The sequence below is a fragment of the Glutamicibacter sp. GQ173 genome, from assembly GCF_059759215.1.
Genome location: NZ_JCAXDT010000007.1, coordinates 144,889 through 160,377 on the forward strand (window position 1 = coordinate 144,889; position 15,489 = coordinate 160,377).

General features: G+C 57.3%; 14 protein-coding genes. 10 read left to right on the top strand and 4 right to left on the bottom strand.

Annotated elements, in window-relative coordinates:
* The first annotated feature begins 5 nt into the window (after nt 1-5).
* The 3 genes from AC6CHO_RS12515 to AC6CHO_RS12525 all read left to right on the top strand — a co-directional run bounded on the left by AC6CHO_RS12515 (nt 6) and on the right by AC6CHO_RS12525 (nt 3,848).
* On the top strand, nt 6-1,745 hold the full coding sequence (locus AC6CHO_RS12515) for an ATP-binding protein (protein WP_498215330.1): 1,740 nt from the start codon (nt 6-8) through the stop codon (nt 1,743-1,745).
* A 52-nt stretch (nt 1,746-1,797) separates the two neighbouring features.
* Nucleotides 1,798-2,475 carry a GntR family transcriptional regulator gene (locus AC6CHO_RS12520; RefSeq protein WP_498215332.1) on the top strand — a complete coding sequence of 226 codons (678 nt, stop codon included), beginning with the start codon at nt 1,798-1,800 and terminating at the stop codon, nt 2,473-2,475.
* Between the two features lie 383 nt (nt 2,476-2,858).
* Nucleotides 2,859-3,848: an adenosine deaminase gene (locus AC6CHO_RS12525; RefSeq protein WP_498215334.1), complete on the top strand. Its 990-nt coding sequence runs from the start codon at nt 2,859-2,861 to the stop codon at nt 3,846-3,848.
* 71 nt (nt 3,849-3,919) lie between these two features.
* On the opposite strand, the gene AC6CHO_RS12530 is transcribed toward AC6CHO_RS12525, so the two are convergent.
* Together AC6CHO_RS12530 and AC6CHO_RS12535 are read right to left on the bottom strand one after the other, a co-directional pair.
* Nucleotides 3,920-4,729 carry a putative hydro-lyase gene (locus tag AC6CHO_RS12530; protein WP_498215336.1) on the bottom strand — a complete coding sequence of 270 codons (810 nt, stop codon included), beginning with the start codon at nt 4,727-4,729 and terminating at the stop codon, nt 3,920-3,922.
* A gap of 12 nt (nt 4,730-4,741) precedes the next feature.
* A complete protein-coding gene (locus AC6CHO_RS12535; RefSeq protein WP_498215338.1) occupies nt 4,742-5,962 on the bottom strand; it encodes an NRAMP family divalent metal transporter in 1,221 nt (406 codons plus the stop codon).
* An 847-nt stretch (nt 5,963-6,809) separates the two neighbouring features.
* On the opposite strand from AC6CHO_RS12535, the gene AC6CHO_RS12540 reads away from it, so the two are divergent.
* The 3 genes from AC6CHO_RS12540 to AC6CHO_RS12550 are packed head-to-tail and all read left to right on the top strand — an operon-like array spanning nt 6,810 to nt 9,435.
* Complete coding sequence (locus AC6CHO_RS12540; protein ID WP_498215340.1) at nt 6,810-7,562, top strand: ATP-binding cassette domain-containing protein; 753 nt, start codon at nt 6,810-6,812, stop codon at nt 7,560-7,562.
* Nucleotides 7,562-8,842: a hypothetical protein gene (locus tag AC6CHO_RS12545; protein ID WP_498215342.1), complete on the top strand. Its 1,281-nt coding sequence runs from the start codon at nt 7,562-7,564 to the stop codon at nt 8,840-8,842. Before AC6CHO_RS12540 ends, AC6CHO_RS12545 begins: the two co-directional genes overlap by 1 nt.
* Before the next feature lie 35 nt (nt 8,843-8,877).
* Entirely contained in the window at nt 8,878-9,435 is a 558-nt protein-coding gene (locus tag AC6CHO_RS12550; protein WP_498215344.1) for a hypothetical protein, read from the top strand.
* An 89-nt stretch (nt 9,436-9,524) separates the two neighbouring features.
* Here the strand turns inward: AC6CHO_RS12550 and purH are convergent, their stop codons facing one another.
* Nucleotides 9,525-11,195 carry a bifunctional phosphoribosylaminoimidazolecarboxamide formyltransferase/IMP cyclohydrolase gene (gene purH, locus AC6CHO_RS12555; RefSeq protein ID WP_498215346.1) on the bottom strand — a complete coding sequence of 557 codons (1,671 nt, stop codon included), beginning with the start codon at nt 11,193-11,195 and terminating at the stop codon, nt 9,525-9,527.
* Between the two features lie 97 nt (nt 11,196-11,292).
* On the bottom strand, nt 11,293-12,069 hold the full coding sequence (locus AC6CHO_RS12560) for a hypothetical protein (protein WP_498215348.1): 777 nt from the start codon (nt 12,067-12,069) through the stop codon (nt 11,293-11,295).
* Nucleotides 12,070-12,218: 149 nt separating this feature from the next.
* Here AC6CHO_RS12560 and AC6CHO_RS12565 point away from each other — a divergent pair, with 149 nt between their 5' ends.
* From AC6CHO_RS12565 to AC6CHO_RS12580, 4 genes are all read left to right on the top strand, one after another.
* Nucleotides 12,219-13,556 carry an MFS transporter gene (locus AC6CHO_RS12565; RefSeq protein WP_498215350.1) on the top strand — a complete coding sequence of 446 codons (1,338 nt, stop codon included), beginning with the start codon at nt 12,219-12,221 and terminating at the stop codon, nt 13,554-13,556.
* A 131-nt stretch (nt 13,557-13,687) separates the two neighbouring features.
* On the top strand, nt 13,688-14,185 hold the full coding sequence (locus AC6CHO_RS12570) for a hypothetical protein (protein ID WP_498215352.1): 498 nt from the start codon (nt 13,688-13,690) through the stop codon (nt 14,183-14,185).
* Between the two features lie 368 nt (nt 14,186-14,553).
* Nucleotides 14,554-14,955 (top strand): hypothetical protein, encoded by a 402-nt coding sequence (locus AC6CHO_RS12575; RefSeq protein WP_498215354.1) that lies wholly within the window; start codon nt 14,554-14,556, stop codon nt 14,953-14,955.
* A gap of 74 nt (nt 14,956-15,029) precedes the next feature.
* Complete coding sequence (locus AC6CHO_RS12580; RefSeq protein WP_498215356.1) at nt 15,030-15,458, top strand: hypothetical protein; 429 nt, start codon at nt 15,030-15,032, stop codon at nt 15,456-15,458.
* The last annotated feature ends 31 nt before the right edge of the window (nt 15,459-15,489 follow it).

The window sequence follows — 15,489 nt, forward strand, 5'->3', positions numbered from 1 at the left end:
TTGTCATGAAAAAGGTTCTCATTGCCAACCGCGGCGAAATCGCAGTCCGCATTGCCCGGGCGGCCACCGACGCAAATATTGCCTCGGTAGCCATCTACTCCGACCCGGACGCCGACGCGTTGCATGTGCGGCGCGCCGATGAGGCCTACCCGCTGCATGGTTCGAGTAGTGCTGACACCTATCTGAATATCGAGAAGATCATCGAGATCGCGAAGCGCTCGGCGGCCGACGCAGTTCACCCGGGCTACGGCTTCCTCTCGGAAAACGCCAGCTTTGCCCAGGCGGTCATTGACGCCGGAATGAAGTGGATCGGCCCCTCGCCCCAGGCCATTGAAGACCTGGGCAATAAGGTCACGGCACGGCAGATTGCCGTTCGCGCCGGCGCACCATTGGCTCCGGGCACCGATGGCCCTGCCGAAAATGCCGAAGAGGTTCGCGCCTTCGCCGAGGAATACGGTGTCCCTGTAGCCATCAAGGCCGCGTTTGGCGGTGGCGGCCGTGGCATCAAGATCGCGTATTCGCTCGATGAGATCACCGAGGCCTTCGAGTCGGCCACCCGCGAGGCCACGGTGGCCTTTGGCCGTGGCGAGTGCTTTGTGGAGCGCTTCCTCTCCAAGCCCAGGCATGTCGAGGCCCAGGTCCTGGCTGATGCGCACGGCAATGTTGTCGTTGTTGGCACCCGGGATTGCTCGCTTCAGCGCCGCCACCAGAAGCTGGTGGAGGAAGCGCCAGCGCCGTTCCTCAGCGACGAGCAGCGAACCCGCATCCACGAATCCGCCAAGGCAATCTGCAAGGAAGCTGGCTACGTCGGCGCCGGCACCGTCGAATATCTGGTGGCCCAAGACGGCCTGATTTCCTTCTTGGAGGTCAATACCCGCTTGCAGGTGGAGCACCCGATCACCGAGGAAACGGCCGGCGTGGATCTGGTGGCGGAGCAGTTCCGCATCGCTGATGGCCTGCCGCTGTCTTTGGGCGAAGACCCAACGCCCCAGGGCCATGCCTTTGAATTCCGCATCAACGCCGAGGATCCTGCCCGCGGATTCCTCCCGGCCCCGGGGACGGTAGAGCGCTTCGAGGCTCCAACGGGTGCCGGGGTGCGTATCGATTCCGGCGTTCGCAGCGGTTCTGTCATTCCGCCGTTCTACGACTCGATGATGGCGAAATTGATTGTTCGCGGTGAAGACCGCAATCAGGCGCTGCGCCGGGCACGCACGGCCTTGGATGAGATCACCATCGCTGGCGTGCCGACAGTCTTGCCCTTCCATCGCGCAGTTATCGAGCATGAGGATTTCAACGGCGATCAGCTGAAGGTCTACACCACGTGGATTGAGGATGAATTTCTGAACGAGGTCGAGGCCAACAATGACATGGATCTCGACCAGATGGATACCAGCCGTGAAACGATCACCATTGAGCTGGATGGCAAGGCTGTGCAGCTTGGCTTGCCTGCAGCGCTGACCAACGCTTTGCGCAACCCGTCGGGTGCTGGCGCCACCCCTGCGGCGCAGGCAGGGCAGGCTTCCGAACTCGATGCGGACGCGGTGCTCAGCCCGATGGATGGCAACTTGGTGCGTTTCGCTGTCGATGACGGCGAGGCCGTTTCCAAGGGGCAGACGGTGGCCGTGGTTGAAGCAATGAAGATGGAGTCTGCCGTAGCGGCTCATCGCGATGGTGTTTTCACTGCGGCGAACTTTGGCATCGGGGCTGCGGTTCGTCGTTCCGACGCGTTGGGCAGCATCCGGTAACCGAGTTGGCACTTGTTCCTATTCCAGCTACGAGTTGGGATAAATTGGACTAATGAACTCCATCAGCAGTGTCTCTGCGCTTCCGGCCAAAGCACCCCATGCGCATAGCAGTGTTTGGGCCGCGAATCTTTTGCGGACCCGAATCGCAGAAGGCGAGTTGTTGCCCGGGGACAAGCTGTCTGAGCAGTCCTTGGCGGAGTCGCTGGGGCTTTCGCGCAATACTTTGCGTGAAAGCTTCACCCTGCTGGACAGCGAATTGATCATCACCAGAATCCCCAACCGCGGGGTTTTTGTTGCGTCGCCGGATGCTGATGATGTGCGGGAAATCTACGCCGTGCGCCGCACCATTGAGCCGGCTTGCCTGGCGTGGGGCCCGGAACTGGATTTGGAGCAGCTGGGCACCATCATCGATGAAGCGCGGGCGGCCTTGGCTGCCGGAGATATACCTCGGATGGCCAGCGCCAATCAGGCCTTCCACCAGCAACTGGTTCGCTCCTCAGATAGCAGCTTGGTCCAAGAACTCATGGGGCGGGTTCTGGCACGGATGCGCCTGGTCTTCCACGCGATGAGCGATGCCCCGGATTTCCACTCGCACTATGTTGAGCAAAATGCCCGCTTGGTAGAACTGCTACGTGAAGGCCTACGGGATGAAGCGGCCGCAGCCCTGCGGGGGTACCTGGACACAGCTGAAGCCGAGTTGCTCGAACACATCAACGGGGCATCGAAATAGCGCCAGCGCACTGCACCACGGCGCAAGTCCTGCGATTTCTGTCTCACCTATAACGCGGTCGCTCAGACCCTGCATGTTTAGCTTCATGCGGTGCATTCTCGTTGCTCGTTGCCTCAGGGGCATGGCCGTCGTTGTGCAAAGAGGCGAGTCATTCCCTGGGTTTCCGCGATTTTCAGTGTTGCCGGAGCCTGTCGATGGCTCCGTTTCCGCAGGACCAATCATGACCGGATTCCATCGGCGTTCACCTGATACATTGGCTGCAGATTCGAAACCCCAAACTGCAGGCACCTAGCCTGCCAGCGTATGGTTTAAGGCAATCTTGCGAGTTCCTGCCTAGTGCGGTGAGAACGCACCCTATAGTCGTTGCTGAAAGGTTCCGCCCCGTGAAGTTGCCCGTTGCCGAATTGCATATCCATCTCGAAGGAACACTGGAACCCGAGATGATCATGTCGCTGGCCGCAAAGCACTCCATAGAGCTGCCCTACAGCTCAATTGACGAGCTGCGCGCACAGTATGAGTTCAGCAACTTGCAGTCGTTCCTGGATCTCTTCTACGCCAACATGCTGGTGCTTCGCACCCGCGAGGATTTCTACGAGATCTCCATGGCCTACCTGCAGCGCGCGCATGCTTCAGGCGTGCGCCACGTGGAATTGTTCTTCGATCCCCAGGCCCACGTTGAACGTGGCATGGACTTGCGCGATGTCATCGCGGGAATTCGTGACGCGCTGGGCGAAGCACAGGAGCGCTGGGGAATCTCGCATAAGCTCATTGCCTGCTTCTGGCGCCATGCACCGGCCAGCGAAGCCTTGGAGCTGTTGCGCCTGATGATTGCGGAAAAACACGATATCGACGGCATCGGCCTGGACTCCTCCGAGCTGGGATTCCCGCCAGAGCTCTTTGTCGAAGTTTTCGATCTGGCCCGCGAAAGCGGTTTGCACGCGGTCGCCCATGCCGGTGAAGAAGGCCCGGCAGACTACATTTGGCAGGCCCTGGACCTGCTCAAGGTGGAGCGCGTGGATCACGGCATTCGTTGCCTGGGCGACGAGAAGCTGGTGCAGCGGCTCGTTGCGGAACAGATGCCGTTGACAGTCTGCCCGCTGTCCAATATCCGGCTGCGCGCGGTAGATACGATGGCCGATCACCCGCTGCCATCCATGCTTGAAGCGGGGCTGAAGGTTTCGGTGCATTCCGACGATCCTGCGTATTTCGGCGGCTACATGGACGCCAACTTCGCTTCCCTCATGGAGACCTTCAACTTCAGCACCGGGCAATTGGCGCAGCTGGCTCGAAACTCCTTTGAATCATCATTCATAGATGAGACTGCGAAGCGAGAGCGCCTGGCCGAAGTAGAAGCTTGGGTTGACCAGCGCTAGGTAAGACTTGCAGTTTAAAAGAGTGTTGCGGTGTTCTTCCCGGAAGGGCGAACACCGCAACACTTTTTTAGTTATGGCACTTGATACTGCGAATCCTTGATGTCGGTGATCAGCATGTGGCCCGGCGCATGGCCGATAGCGAGCGCTGGCTTCGACTCCATGACGGCCGCCTGCGGCGTGACGCCGCAGGCCCAGAACACCGGCACGCTGCATTCCGGGATTTGGACTGCATCCCCGAAATCCGGCTGTGCCAGGTCGCTGATTCCCAGCTCTTCCGGGTTGCCGATATGTACCGGTGCTCCATGAACTGCTGGATATCTCGAGGTAATCCGAACCGCATCAGCTACCTGCGAAGCAGGAATGGGCCGCATCGAGACGACCATGGGGCCGGAGATCGCCCCAGCGGTGGCGCTCCTCGTGGTGGTCTTGTACATGGGAACGTTGACGCCCTGATCAATGTGCGCGACAGAGATTCCGTTATCCATCAAGGCTGATTCAAAAGTGAATGAGCAGCCGATGATGAAGGTGACCAGATCATCGCGCCAGTAGTCGTTCAAGTCGGTGGGTTCAGCTACTTTCACGCCATTTTCGTACACCACGTACTTGGGGACATCGGTTCTGATGTCGCCGCCAGCCAGCAGTTCGCTGGATACTTCCCCGGCTTCAAGAACGCCGAGCACCGGGCAGGACTTGGGATTGCGCTGGGCAAAGAGCAGGACATCGAAGGCCAGTGCGCGCGGCACGATGATCAGGTTCGCCTGCGCATAGCCGGCACTGATTCCCGCTGTGGGAAGCACTTGGCCATCACGGAAGAACTCTCGCGCTTGCTTCGGGGACAATGCGGCTCGTTGGCCCAAATCCAGGTCTTTGATCTCATTCATCACTTGGCCTCCTTAGCCCTGCCAGAGTGCGGCTAGTCCGGTCAACGAGTTCCATCCGAGGAATACGCTCAACAGCCATGCGAGCACACCCACCACAAGCAAGAATGTCGGGTACTTGTAGCCGCCCATGAGGTCCCGGCGGCGCCACGCCACCCATAGCAGAACTGCGAAGCCTACAGGCAGGATCAGGCCGTTGAATGCGCCGGCGAAGATCAGCAGGGTGGCTGGCGCCTTGCCCAGGAACAGGTAGATGATGCCGCAGACCGCAATGAAGGCGACGGTGATCATATTGCGGGTACGGTCTGAGGTGGTTCGCTTGGTAATGAACGAGACCGATGTGTACGCCGCGCCGATGACACTGGTCAGCGCCGCCGCCCAGAGGATGATGCCGAAAGCGCGAATGCCGATATCGCCTGCCGCGTGGCCGAAGGCTTCCGCGGCCTTGTTGTCGCTGGCCAGAACCACGCCGCCGGCAACAACGCCGAGTATCGCCAGGAACAAGAGCACTCGCATGACGCCGGTGACAATGATGGCCAGGATCGAGATGTTGGAAATTGATTTGACGTGCTCAATGCCGCTGGTGCCCGAGTCGATCATGCGGTGGGCGCCAGCGTAGGTGATGTAGCCGCCGACAGTACCACCGATCAGAGTGGTGATAATCAGGAAGTCGATCTTCTCAGGCAGGACCACGTTGCGCAGGGCTTCGCCAACTGGTGGGGCGGCCACGATTGCTACGTACATCATCAAGAGGATCATGATGGCACCGAGCAGCACGACGATGCGGTCCAAAGCCATTCCGGCTTTCTTGGACAGGAAGATCAGGATTGCCACGACAGCCGAGATCGCTCCGCCAATCTTGGCATCCACACCGAGCATGGCGTTAACGCCAAGTCCGGTACCGGCGATGTTGCCGATGTTGAAGACCATGCCTCCGATGAATACAAGGACTGCCAAGAACCAGCCCACGCCGGGCAGAACCTTATTGCCAAGTTCCTGGGCGCGCATCCCGGTAACGCCAATGACGCGCCAGACGTTCAGCTGCACCGCGATATCAACGAGGATCGACACGATAATGGCGAAGGCGAAGGCTGCGCCGATTTGTACCGTGAATTCGGTGGTCTGGGTAATGAATCCGGGACCGATGGCGCTGGTGGCCATCAAGAACATCGCTCCCAGCAGGGCGGTGCGCCGCGCCTTGGGGCTCATTTCAGTCTTTGACTCAGGAAGTGCCATGGTGACGTTCCAATGCGATAGTGGTGACAGCTGTCACAGAATCAATGTAACGCACAAGACATTACAGGTTGTTGAACAACCTTGGCAAGATGTTGTTGAACAATTTCTTGTTTCGCAAACTTCACCCCTCTCAGGTAGACACGCTCAACGTAGAATTCATCTGCCATTCCTTGCGTTACTCGATCCGGATGCAGGTATTGTCGCAGTCCTGAAAATCCGCACAACCACCCCTCCCTATTGACTCAGAAAACACGGAACTCAATGCGGCGGTTACTCGCATTAGACATAGAACTACATGAAATCAAACCAGATTAGATCGTTACGATAACTAGTTTAAAATGCCTCTGATTTGAGATTTTACTGCACACCGTTTATAGTTTCTTGACGTGCTGTGGGGGCTGCAACTAGAAAATACGGGATATATCATGAAGTTTAGAGGAAAACTCTCACTAGTAACCACACTAATTGCTAGGCTGGTTATCATCCCCGCAGCACCGTCATTGGCCGAAGGATCATGGAGTTCATCCATCACCAACGCTCTCACCGGATTTTCGTCTCGTAGCTGGAACGACCAAAATACTGATTCCGTAGCAACCAAAACAACTTTCAAAACTTGCTCAGAAACTTGGGGAACGCCAAAAAGCGTCGGAAGCATTACCGTAGCACTGGTAGATCATCGAGGCGCGCTCCTCCCGGCAAAAACAGTTTCTACGAAGACCACCAAGGGATGCGGTTCAGTAAACTTCGGTGACCGCAAAAAGAGCACCTATCACTTTACAATAAAGAAAATTGCTGGCCTATCCTCCGGAGTAAGGCTCACTGCCAAAAAGGTCACGCAAACGTACTAATGAAAAAACTGAAAATCACGAATCTGTCTTTTTCCTACACTGGCGATGATCCGCTCCTCGACGCGGTGAGCATGGCTTTCAATTCAGGGAAGACAGCTATCCTTGGACCAAATGGTGCAGGAAAAACGACACTCTTATCCTTGCTGGCAACTGCTCTGCACGCTAACACCGGGATCGTCGAGCTTAAGCATGGCGCAGGATCAGTGCAGTTTACAAACATTCGGGCGTATCGCAAGCACGTAGCTTGGTTGCCCCAAGACTTTGTGCCCGTTGCAGGTCTTTCGGTGGAAGAACATGTTAGGTACTCGGCGTGGCTCAAAGGTGCCAGTCGGAAAGAAGCCAAGTCCGCCGCACCTATTGCGCTGGAACAAGTCGGTCTCACTGAGATGGCAATGCATAAGGCAACTGCGCTGTCTGGCGGCCAACAGAGGCGGCTCGGTTTAGCCGGCGCGTTGGCGCACGATGCTTCTGTCATCTTGTTAGATGAGCCTACGGCGGGATTGGATCCTAATCAGCGTGAAAGATTCCAGAAAATCCTGCAGGGCATGGATCCGAAAAAGATTGTTCTCGTATCAACTCATCAGACCGAGGACATAGACGGAACCTTCGACTCGGTATTAGTTTTCGATCAAGGCCAACAGAAATTCCACGGCTCAGTTTCTGAATTCATGCAGCTCGGCGGCGACCAGCACGTTGACCCGCGTGATCGAATTCGTGCGGCTTACGGACAGCTTGTAATGGGTGAACGCTGATGCTCCCCCTGAAAAAACGTCCGTCGTTGTGGCTGATGCCAATCTTCTTGATTGTAGCTCTCGTCTATTTGTCCAGCCATACGGATATGGATTCCGTCCTAGGCAACGGTCCCGCCGCAGTTTCAGGAGCATCAACCACACTGTTATTCTCTTGCCTGCTGGCCTCGATCGGTTCCTCGCTAGAGTCCAGCCGGGAAAGAAGTAGCCGAGGAGTTCTTGAACTTTCGTCACGCGGCTACTCAGCACGCATTTTTGACAGGCTATGGCCAACTTTCTTGGCCGCGTCTGTGATTCAGATTGTTATCGTTGTCTATCTGCTAGTCCCATCAGGGCAACTATTTGAGCCGAAACTCTGGCTCGTAGTCGTCGGCTATCTGTTGGCAATTCTTGCCCATTCAGCCTTTGGCTACTTGCTTGGGCAGTGGCTACCAGGACGATTCGCAGTTCCGTTGGCGCTGGTGTTGAGTTATCTTTTCCTTGCGTTTACCGGAACATCAGATTATTTCCCTGCTCATTATCTAGCCGGCATAACTCTAAACGGTTGCTGCATGGCTGCTCAATCGTTGGATTATCGTGCGGTGTGGACGCTGATCGTATTTTCGTCGCTCATCTCAATTGGTTTTTTGGCGTTGGCTGGAAATAGCAACCCTTTGGCGAAAAAGAAAATTTCCGGTCGGGCAAGCAAGGGCAAGTATGCTTTGGGATACTCATTTATTGTGTTCGCGCTAGTGGCTGGACTTTCGATATCTAGCCCCCTTGATGGCACTCCGGTAGTCAACGATGCAGCTGAAGATTTCACATGCACGGGCCACCGTCCCAAGGTTTGTCTCAACGAGGTCCAGCGCTTTGGAGGGGACCGAAGTGAGTTGGTGGCGCAAAGCGTAAGAATCCTCTCTGACTTAGGTTTCCCCGAAGCAGACAGAGTCACCGCGGAACGCAATGATGATGCCAAAGTGGTCCAAACCGGCGTATTGGTCACGTCATTTGAACCTTGGTACACCGATGATCAAGTCGTTTACGCTGCTGCGAGCTCCTACTCGGCGGAAGTCCTCAACCACTTGTGCGACAACGACGATTACGACAAGCAATACGCGGCATTTGAAGTATTGCAGGATTGGAGCACGGCGTACGCGCTTAGATCGGTACTGGGTATTGATACCGAATCCAGCAATCAGAAGCTCAGAAGCATGTCACCGCGGCAGCAGCAAGATTGGGCTCTGACTACTTATGAACAACTTTCACGATGCGAAGTTCCGCAATTGCCGAAGGGCTCTAAATGATTCTGGCCTTGCGTACCCGGGGAATTGTTCTATGCATGGTCAGCGCAGTACTTTGCGGTGCAGCGGCCGGAGTCTTTGGCCAACAATTTATTGCAATACCCTTTTTGGGTTCTTTATTCATGCCTACGCAAATGCCCGCTCCGGTCATTCCGTCCTTAGTGCTTAGCATCATCCTCGGTGCGAGCATTCATGGATCCCATTGCCGCTGGATGCTCTCGTCGGTGCGCAATATTTGGGCGCATTCTATGGGGTTCGCAGGCGCAATGCTGGTCATTGCGTCCGTCGTCTGCGCGCTGGCTGTCGCCCTGGCCGGGGGCGGGCAATTCCCAACCCTCGTTTTTGTTAGGGATCTAGCGACCCTGATGGCATTCTGGCTTGTGGGAATATTGTTCGGAATGGGCGCAACTGCAACGGTAGTGCCCGTCGCCTACGTTGCATTCTGTTCGGCCTTCGCCCGCAGCAAATCCGGAGAGTACTTTCCGTGGGCCTGGATCATGCAACCGCATCCGTATTCTTGGCTTGGGCTCATCTCGATTTGTGCAGGTATCGGTATTGCCTTGTTGCTGATCAAACGCAGGAGGCCCCTGCGCTAGAAATATGATGCTTTCCGAAGCAAAAGGCCCAGGCTCCGAATCCTTTAGGAATCAGAGCCTGGGCTTTTATGGCGAACCGCTGTTACTTCCTAGTGGAAGAAGTGGCGTGCACCGGTGAAGTACATCGTGATTCCGGCTTCATTCGCAGCTGCGATCACTTCCTCATCGCGCACCGAACCGCCGGGCTGCACAACAGCCTTGACGCCGGCATCGATCAGGATCTGCAGGCCATCAGCGAACGGGAAGAAGGCATCCGAGGCAGCCACGGAGCCCACAGCACGCTGCTCCGAAGCAGCTCCGTCAGCATTCTCGGCACCGCCGGCGGCATCCGCGCCGGACTCGACCTTCACACCCAGGGTGTTCGCGCGCTCAACGGCCAGCTTGCAGGAGTCGATACGGTTGACCTGGCCCATGCCGATGCCCGTTGCCGCGCCGTTCTTGGCCAGCAGGATCGCGTTGGACTTGGCCGCGCGCACCGCGCTCCACGCGAATTCGAGGTCAGCCAAGGTCGCTGCGTCAGCAGCCTCGCCCGCAGCAAGAGTCCAGGTCTCTGGCTTGTCGCCTTCGGCGTCGATCTTGTCGCCTGCCTGAACCAGCATGCCGCCGGAAACCTGGCGGAACTCGTTCTTGTTCCGGCCGTAGCCTTCTGGCATCGCCAGCAGGCGAATGTTCTTCTTGGCCGAAAGGATCTTGACGGCTTCAGCTTCGAAGTCCGGTGCGATGACGACCTCGGTGAAGATGCCCTTGACGGTCTCGGCCATTTCCTTGGTCACCGTGCGGTTGGCAGCAATCACGCCGCCAAAAGCGGAGACAGGGTCGGTAGCGTGCGCCTTGCGGTGCGCGTCGGCAATCGGATCGGCAGCGTCGTCGGAAGCCACGGCAACGCCGCAGGGGTTGGCGTGCTTGACAACAGCCACCGCCGGCTTCTCGAAATCGAAGGCGGCACGCAATGCAGCGTCGGCATCAACGTAGTTGTTGTAGCTCATTGGCTTGCCATGCAGCTGGTCGGCCTGCGCGATACCTGCTGGCGCGGCTTCGTCAACGTAGAGCGCTGCCTGCTGGTGCGGGTTTTCGCCGTAGCGCAGCACTGCCGAACGCTGCAAGGCGACGCCTGCGTAGGCTGGCCAGTCGATGACGCCGTCGCCATCTTCGTCCAGGAACTGGCTGGCGGTCCACGAAGCCACCGCGGTGTCATAGGCGGCGGTGTGGGCGTAGGCCTTGGCGGCAAGGCGCTGGCGGGTCTTCAAGTCGAAGCCGCCATCAGCAGCTGCGGAGATCACCTGCGGGTAGAAGGCCGGGTCGACCACAATCGATACTGCAGCGTGGTTCTTGGCTGCCGAGCGGACCATGGCGGGACCGCCAATGTCGATCTGCTCGACAACCTCATCCTGGGATGCTCCGGAAGCAACGGTCTGCACGAACGGGTAGAGGTTGACGACCACCAGATCGATCTGCTCGATATCCATGGATGACAGGGTGTCCATGTGCTCGGATACACGGCGGTCAGCAAGGATGCCGCCGTGGATGCGCGGGTGCAGGGTCTTGACTCGACCGTCGAGCATTTCTGGCGAACCGGTCACCTGCTCAACCTCGGTCACAGGAATTCCCGCGGCAGCAATCTTCTTGGCGGTGGATCCGGTGGATACCAGCTGGACGCCTGCGGCGTGCAGTCCGGCGGCCAGCTCCTCCAGGCCGGTCTTGTCGTAGACGGAAATCAGTGCGCGGCGGATGGCGACTTTGTCCAGGACGGTCTTACTCACGAAATTTTTCTCCCGGCGGTGAGAATGAATGGGGCGGGCAGCACACAGGCCACCGCCCTCATTCTAGCCAAGTCCTTGCCCGAATTTTCAGTTCGTGTCACTGCCCTTCCACGAGCTCGGAGAGCTGTGGGAAATACTTGGAAAGTTGCTGGTCAGTCAGGCAAAGCCGCAAGAGCTTCTCGGCATGGTCTTCATCGGCAACGTAGCAAACCAGGTCGGCGGTGGTGCGCTGCTGGAGCTCCTCGCGCAACGAGTTCGCCACGGCCACCAGCGTGCCATAGTAGCGCTTGATGGTCGCTTCCCATCCCTCGCGTGATGCCAGGTCAGTCATCGCATCAGACCACAGCGTCGCCGCCGGATCTTCACATAAATCAATAGCTGACCAGTGCCAATCGCTAGGCTCCCACTTATCCGAGTAGAAGCTTTCGGCGTCATCGGCCTCCAGGCCTTCTTCGAGCGAGGCAAGAACCTGGTCAAGATCGTCTTCTTCGACGCCCTCTTGATCTTCGCCGTCGAGGTCCTCGTCATCAGCGTCGGAAATCACAATGGAGTTTTCTTCCAATGTGACTTCTTCGGATTCCAACGGACTATCCACCCGGGCATCCGGGCGGTCCTCGTAATCGGCTGGTTCATCGGCGTCCTCGCCGCGTTCCACCAATTCTTCGCGGGATGCCGTGGCACGGTCTCTTTCGAGAGCCTGCACTGAGTTCAGCGCGAGCAGCGGCATGGCGATGCTCTCGCTTTCCTCCGTGCTGACCCCGTGCAGGGCAATGGCATAGAAGTCTTGGTCCGGGTGTCCAGTAATCACTTCCGCCGCGTGCCGAAGGGCGGTCACCCGTATCGCCTCTTCGAGAGCGGCCCAATCTACTCCCATGCCCAGAGATTACTCCCTCCCCCGCGCTGACAACAGGTCTTGACGTGGAAAGCAAAGAAGCGTAGAGAGCTACGAACCTGAAATGGTTTTCGGCTATGCTTCGACGCGGTACACACTACTTTTGCTCGCACTGAGAAAGGCGCCGCACCGTGTCTTCTGCACTCCCGCCCTCGGGCACGACCATCGTGCAAGAACTTCCCTTCAAGTGGAAGGTCCAAGGCGCCATTTTCATCATTGGCGGCCTGGGGTTCATGTTCGATGCCTGGGATGTGACATTGAACGGGGCATTGATCCCGCTGGTTGCCCAAGAATGGGGCCTGGATCGCCCCACCGCGGCGCTGCTGGGCACCTCCAACTTGGTGGGCATGGCCGTGGGCGCCTTCCTCTGGGGTGGCATCGCCGACAGGTTCGGACGAAAAAATGCTTTCAGCATGACGCTGCTGATGTTCGCGGTATTCACCGTCTTGGGCGCGCTGTCTCCGAACTTCGGGTTCTTCGTCGCATTCCGCTTCTTCGCCGGCGTCGGGCTGGGCGGTTGCATTCCGGTGGACTATGCCCTGGTCGGCGAATTCACACCGGCCAAGTTGCGCGGGCGGGTTCTTACCGCCATGGACGGGTGGTGGCCGATTGGCGCTGCGCTGTCCTTCTTCGTCTCCGGCTGGGTCATGGCCACCGCCGATAACTGGCGGCTGATCCTGGTCGTGATGATCCTTCCGGCGTTCATGGTGTTCCTGGTCCGGCGTTCCGTGCCTGAATCCCCGTTGTATCTGGCGGCCAAGGGACGAGAGGTCCACGCGCGTGCCGTCATTGACCAGCTGGTCGAGCGCACCGGTGCCGCCCCGCGCGAGTACATCATTGATCAGCCTGTCGCCGAGCGCCCGGCGCGATGGTGGGAGCAGGTTGTGGCGCTATGGCGCTACTCCTGGAAAATCACCGCGACCAGCTGGCTGCTGTTTGTCACCGTGCTGCTGGTGTACTACCTGGCGCTGACGTGGCTGCCGTCAATTCTCACCGAGGCCGGCATGGCCCAGTCGGCCTCCTTCTTCGCCACCGCGGTCATGGCGCTGATGGGCTTGGTTGGCGTGGTGGCCGCTGCCTTGCTGGTGGAACGCGTGGGCCGCAAATGGCTCTTGGCGATTTCGGCCCCGCTCTCCGGAATTGTGCTGATCCTGGTGGCGCTGAACTTGCAGGTTCCTTCGGCGGCCGTGGGATGGGTACTGGTCTTCGGCGTCATCGTCCAGGTGGCCATCCCGGTGTTGTATGCATATGTTTCCGAGCTGTATCCGACCGAGCTGCGGGCTAGCGGATTCGGCTGGGCGTCGACCATGTCGCGCTTTGCTGCAGGCTTCGGCCCGCTGCTCTTTGCCGCGCTATGGCCAGTGGTTGGCCTGCCCGGGCTCTTTGCCGGAGCAACGGTTCTGGTCGTCATCGCCATGATTTTCATGGCCAAGTTCGCCCCCGAGACCAAGGGCCGGGAACTGGGCTAGGCTGCCGCGGCGCAAAGCGGCCACGGTATCCTCCCGCCCATACAATTGGAGGACTGCACCTCTTCAGCAGTTAGATCGTCGCAGCACCTTTTGGCGGTAAGCATGACGAAGCACAGCGACGGGAACATTCAATGACCTTTGACCAGAAGCACCTCAAAAGCGATGGATTCACTGGGTTCCGCTCCATCGCCTCGCTGGAAATCAACCGCATCCCGCAGCGCCAAGGGATATTTGCCGTGCTGGCACCCAAAGGCTTCGAACCTCGATTCCTCAACCGCAGCACTGCTGGCACGTTCAAGAAGAAAAATCCGTCGCTCAAGGCGGACCAGCTGGCAAGCGAATGGGTCGATGGCACCGAGGTTCTGTATATCGGCAAGGCAGGCGCCGGAAGCCAGGGAAACCGCGGCTTGCGCCGGCAGATCCAGGAATTTGTCGATTTCGGGCAAGGCAAACCACCAGGACATTGGGATGGACGGTTGATCTGGCAGCTGGCTGGCTCTGCGAAGCTCTTGATCGCCTGGAAAGAGCTGCCCGCTGAAGAGCTGAACGCCGCGTTGGCGGCGTACCACGAGAATTTTCACGCCAGCTTCAGCAAACTGCCCTACGCCAATCTGGTGCGGGCTCGATGAATCGGGCATAGCCCAAAGTGGGTTCTCTTTAGTGGTTGTGTATCCCCGGACAAGCGGTGGGTTAGTTGAAGATGCTCGCGAAAGATGAGGGCACGGTGAAGTTGGGTGGTGCTTTGCGAAAAAGTGGGACGACTTGCTCGACCGCGAGCCCTGCAATACCGATGCCGAATGGGTACGCGATGCAAATATCAGATCAATCGCCGGTTCCGAAATTACCAGCATGCGCGAGTTCGATAGAGTGGGCGGATCGTTGGATACAAGGGGCGAATAGGAATTTGTCCACCAAGGCACTGCGTTAGATACTGCAAGTAATAGATAAGCTGGTCACGAGTTGGCTTATCCGCATCCTAGGGTTCATTGGGGGGGACATGGGTTTTTCGGTATTCCGTAAAAAGAGCGACGACGGCTTGCGAGGGCCGAGTGTAGAAGCGCTCAAAAAGGGACATCGAATTTTCTATGGAGAGTTTCTTGAAGGTCCTGCAAAAGGAACCTTGGTGCTCGTAGAAGTTCTTTCTTCACAGCGGATCACCAAGAAGCTCGTCGAGGGCAATACTGGGAGTTCCATGTTCCCTGCTGGGATCGAAGTATTAGTGACGCTTCGTTCGGCAGGTCCAGGGTCATACATGCTCTTTCCCGAGGTTGATATAGGGTGGGAGTTTTTCACTTTGGCCCCTGGTGAAGAGGAAGAGTGGCTCGCAGGTCAACCAATTCAGTGGTTCACACATCGAGAGTCTAAAGCTGAGGAGAAAGACTTTCACAGGGTTTATTGATCGCGCGATCCAAGCGATGCAATGATTCGAAGTTTGGCAGTGTATTCATTCTTGACTTTTAGGAACAACCATAAATGCATAACGATAATTTGGCGTTGCCCCATGGTGAATATGCGAAGCACTTCAGCTCAGAGTTCTATGAAGATCTAACCAACGAATTCGCACCGTTTGGTTCGGACGAAGGCTTTGACGTAATTTCATTGGCAGAAAACCATCGAGACGAGGTCTCTGCATCAACAACCGTTCAGGAGCTTTTGGAGATAGTAGACGCACCACTTAGCGATGAGTGGAGCCAGACTCTAAAAGGCGAGGAAGCTGTGGATGATGCGGTGCTCATTTCGTCAGCGGCGTTCGCACTAATTCGTATTACTGGTCGGATAGATCCGCTTGGACACAAAAAAGCGCTTAAAGCATTGAAAATTCTCATTGGCAGCTTTGGAGATGAAATTGAACTGGTGCAGCAGAAAGTAGATCTGGAATCTTGGACTAATTCTCCTACCTAACAAGATCTTTGGTTGAGCACTATGAGGATCA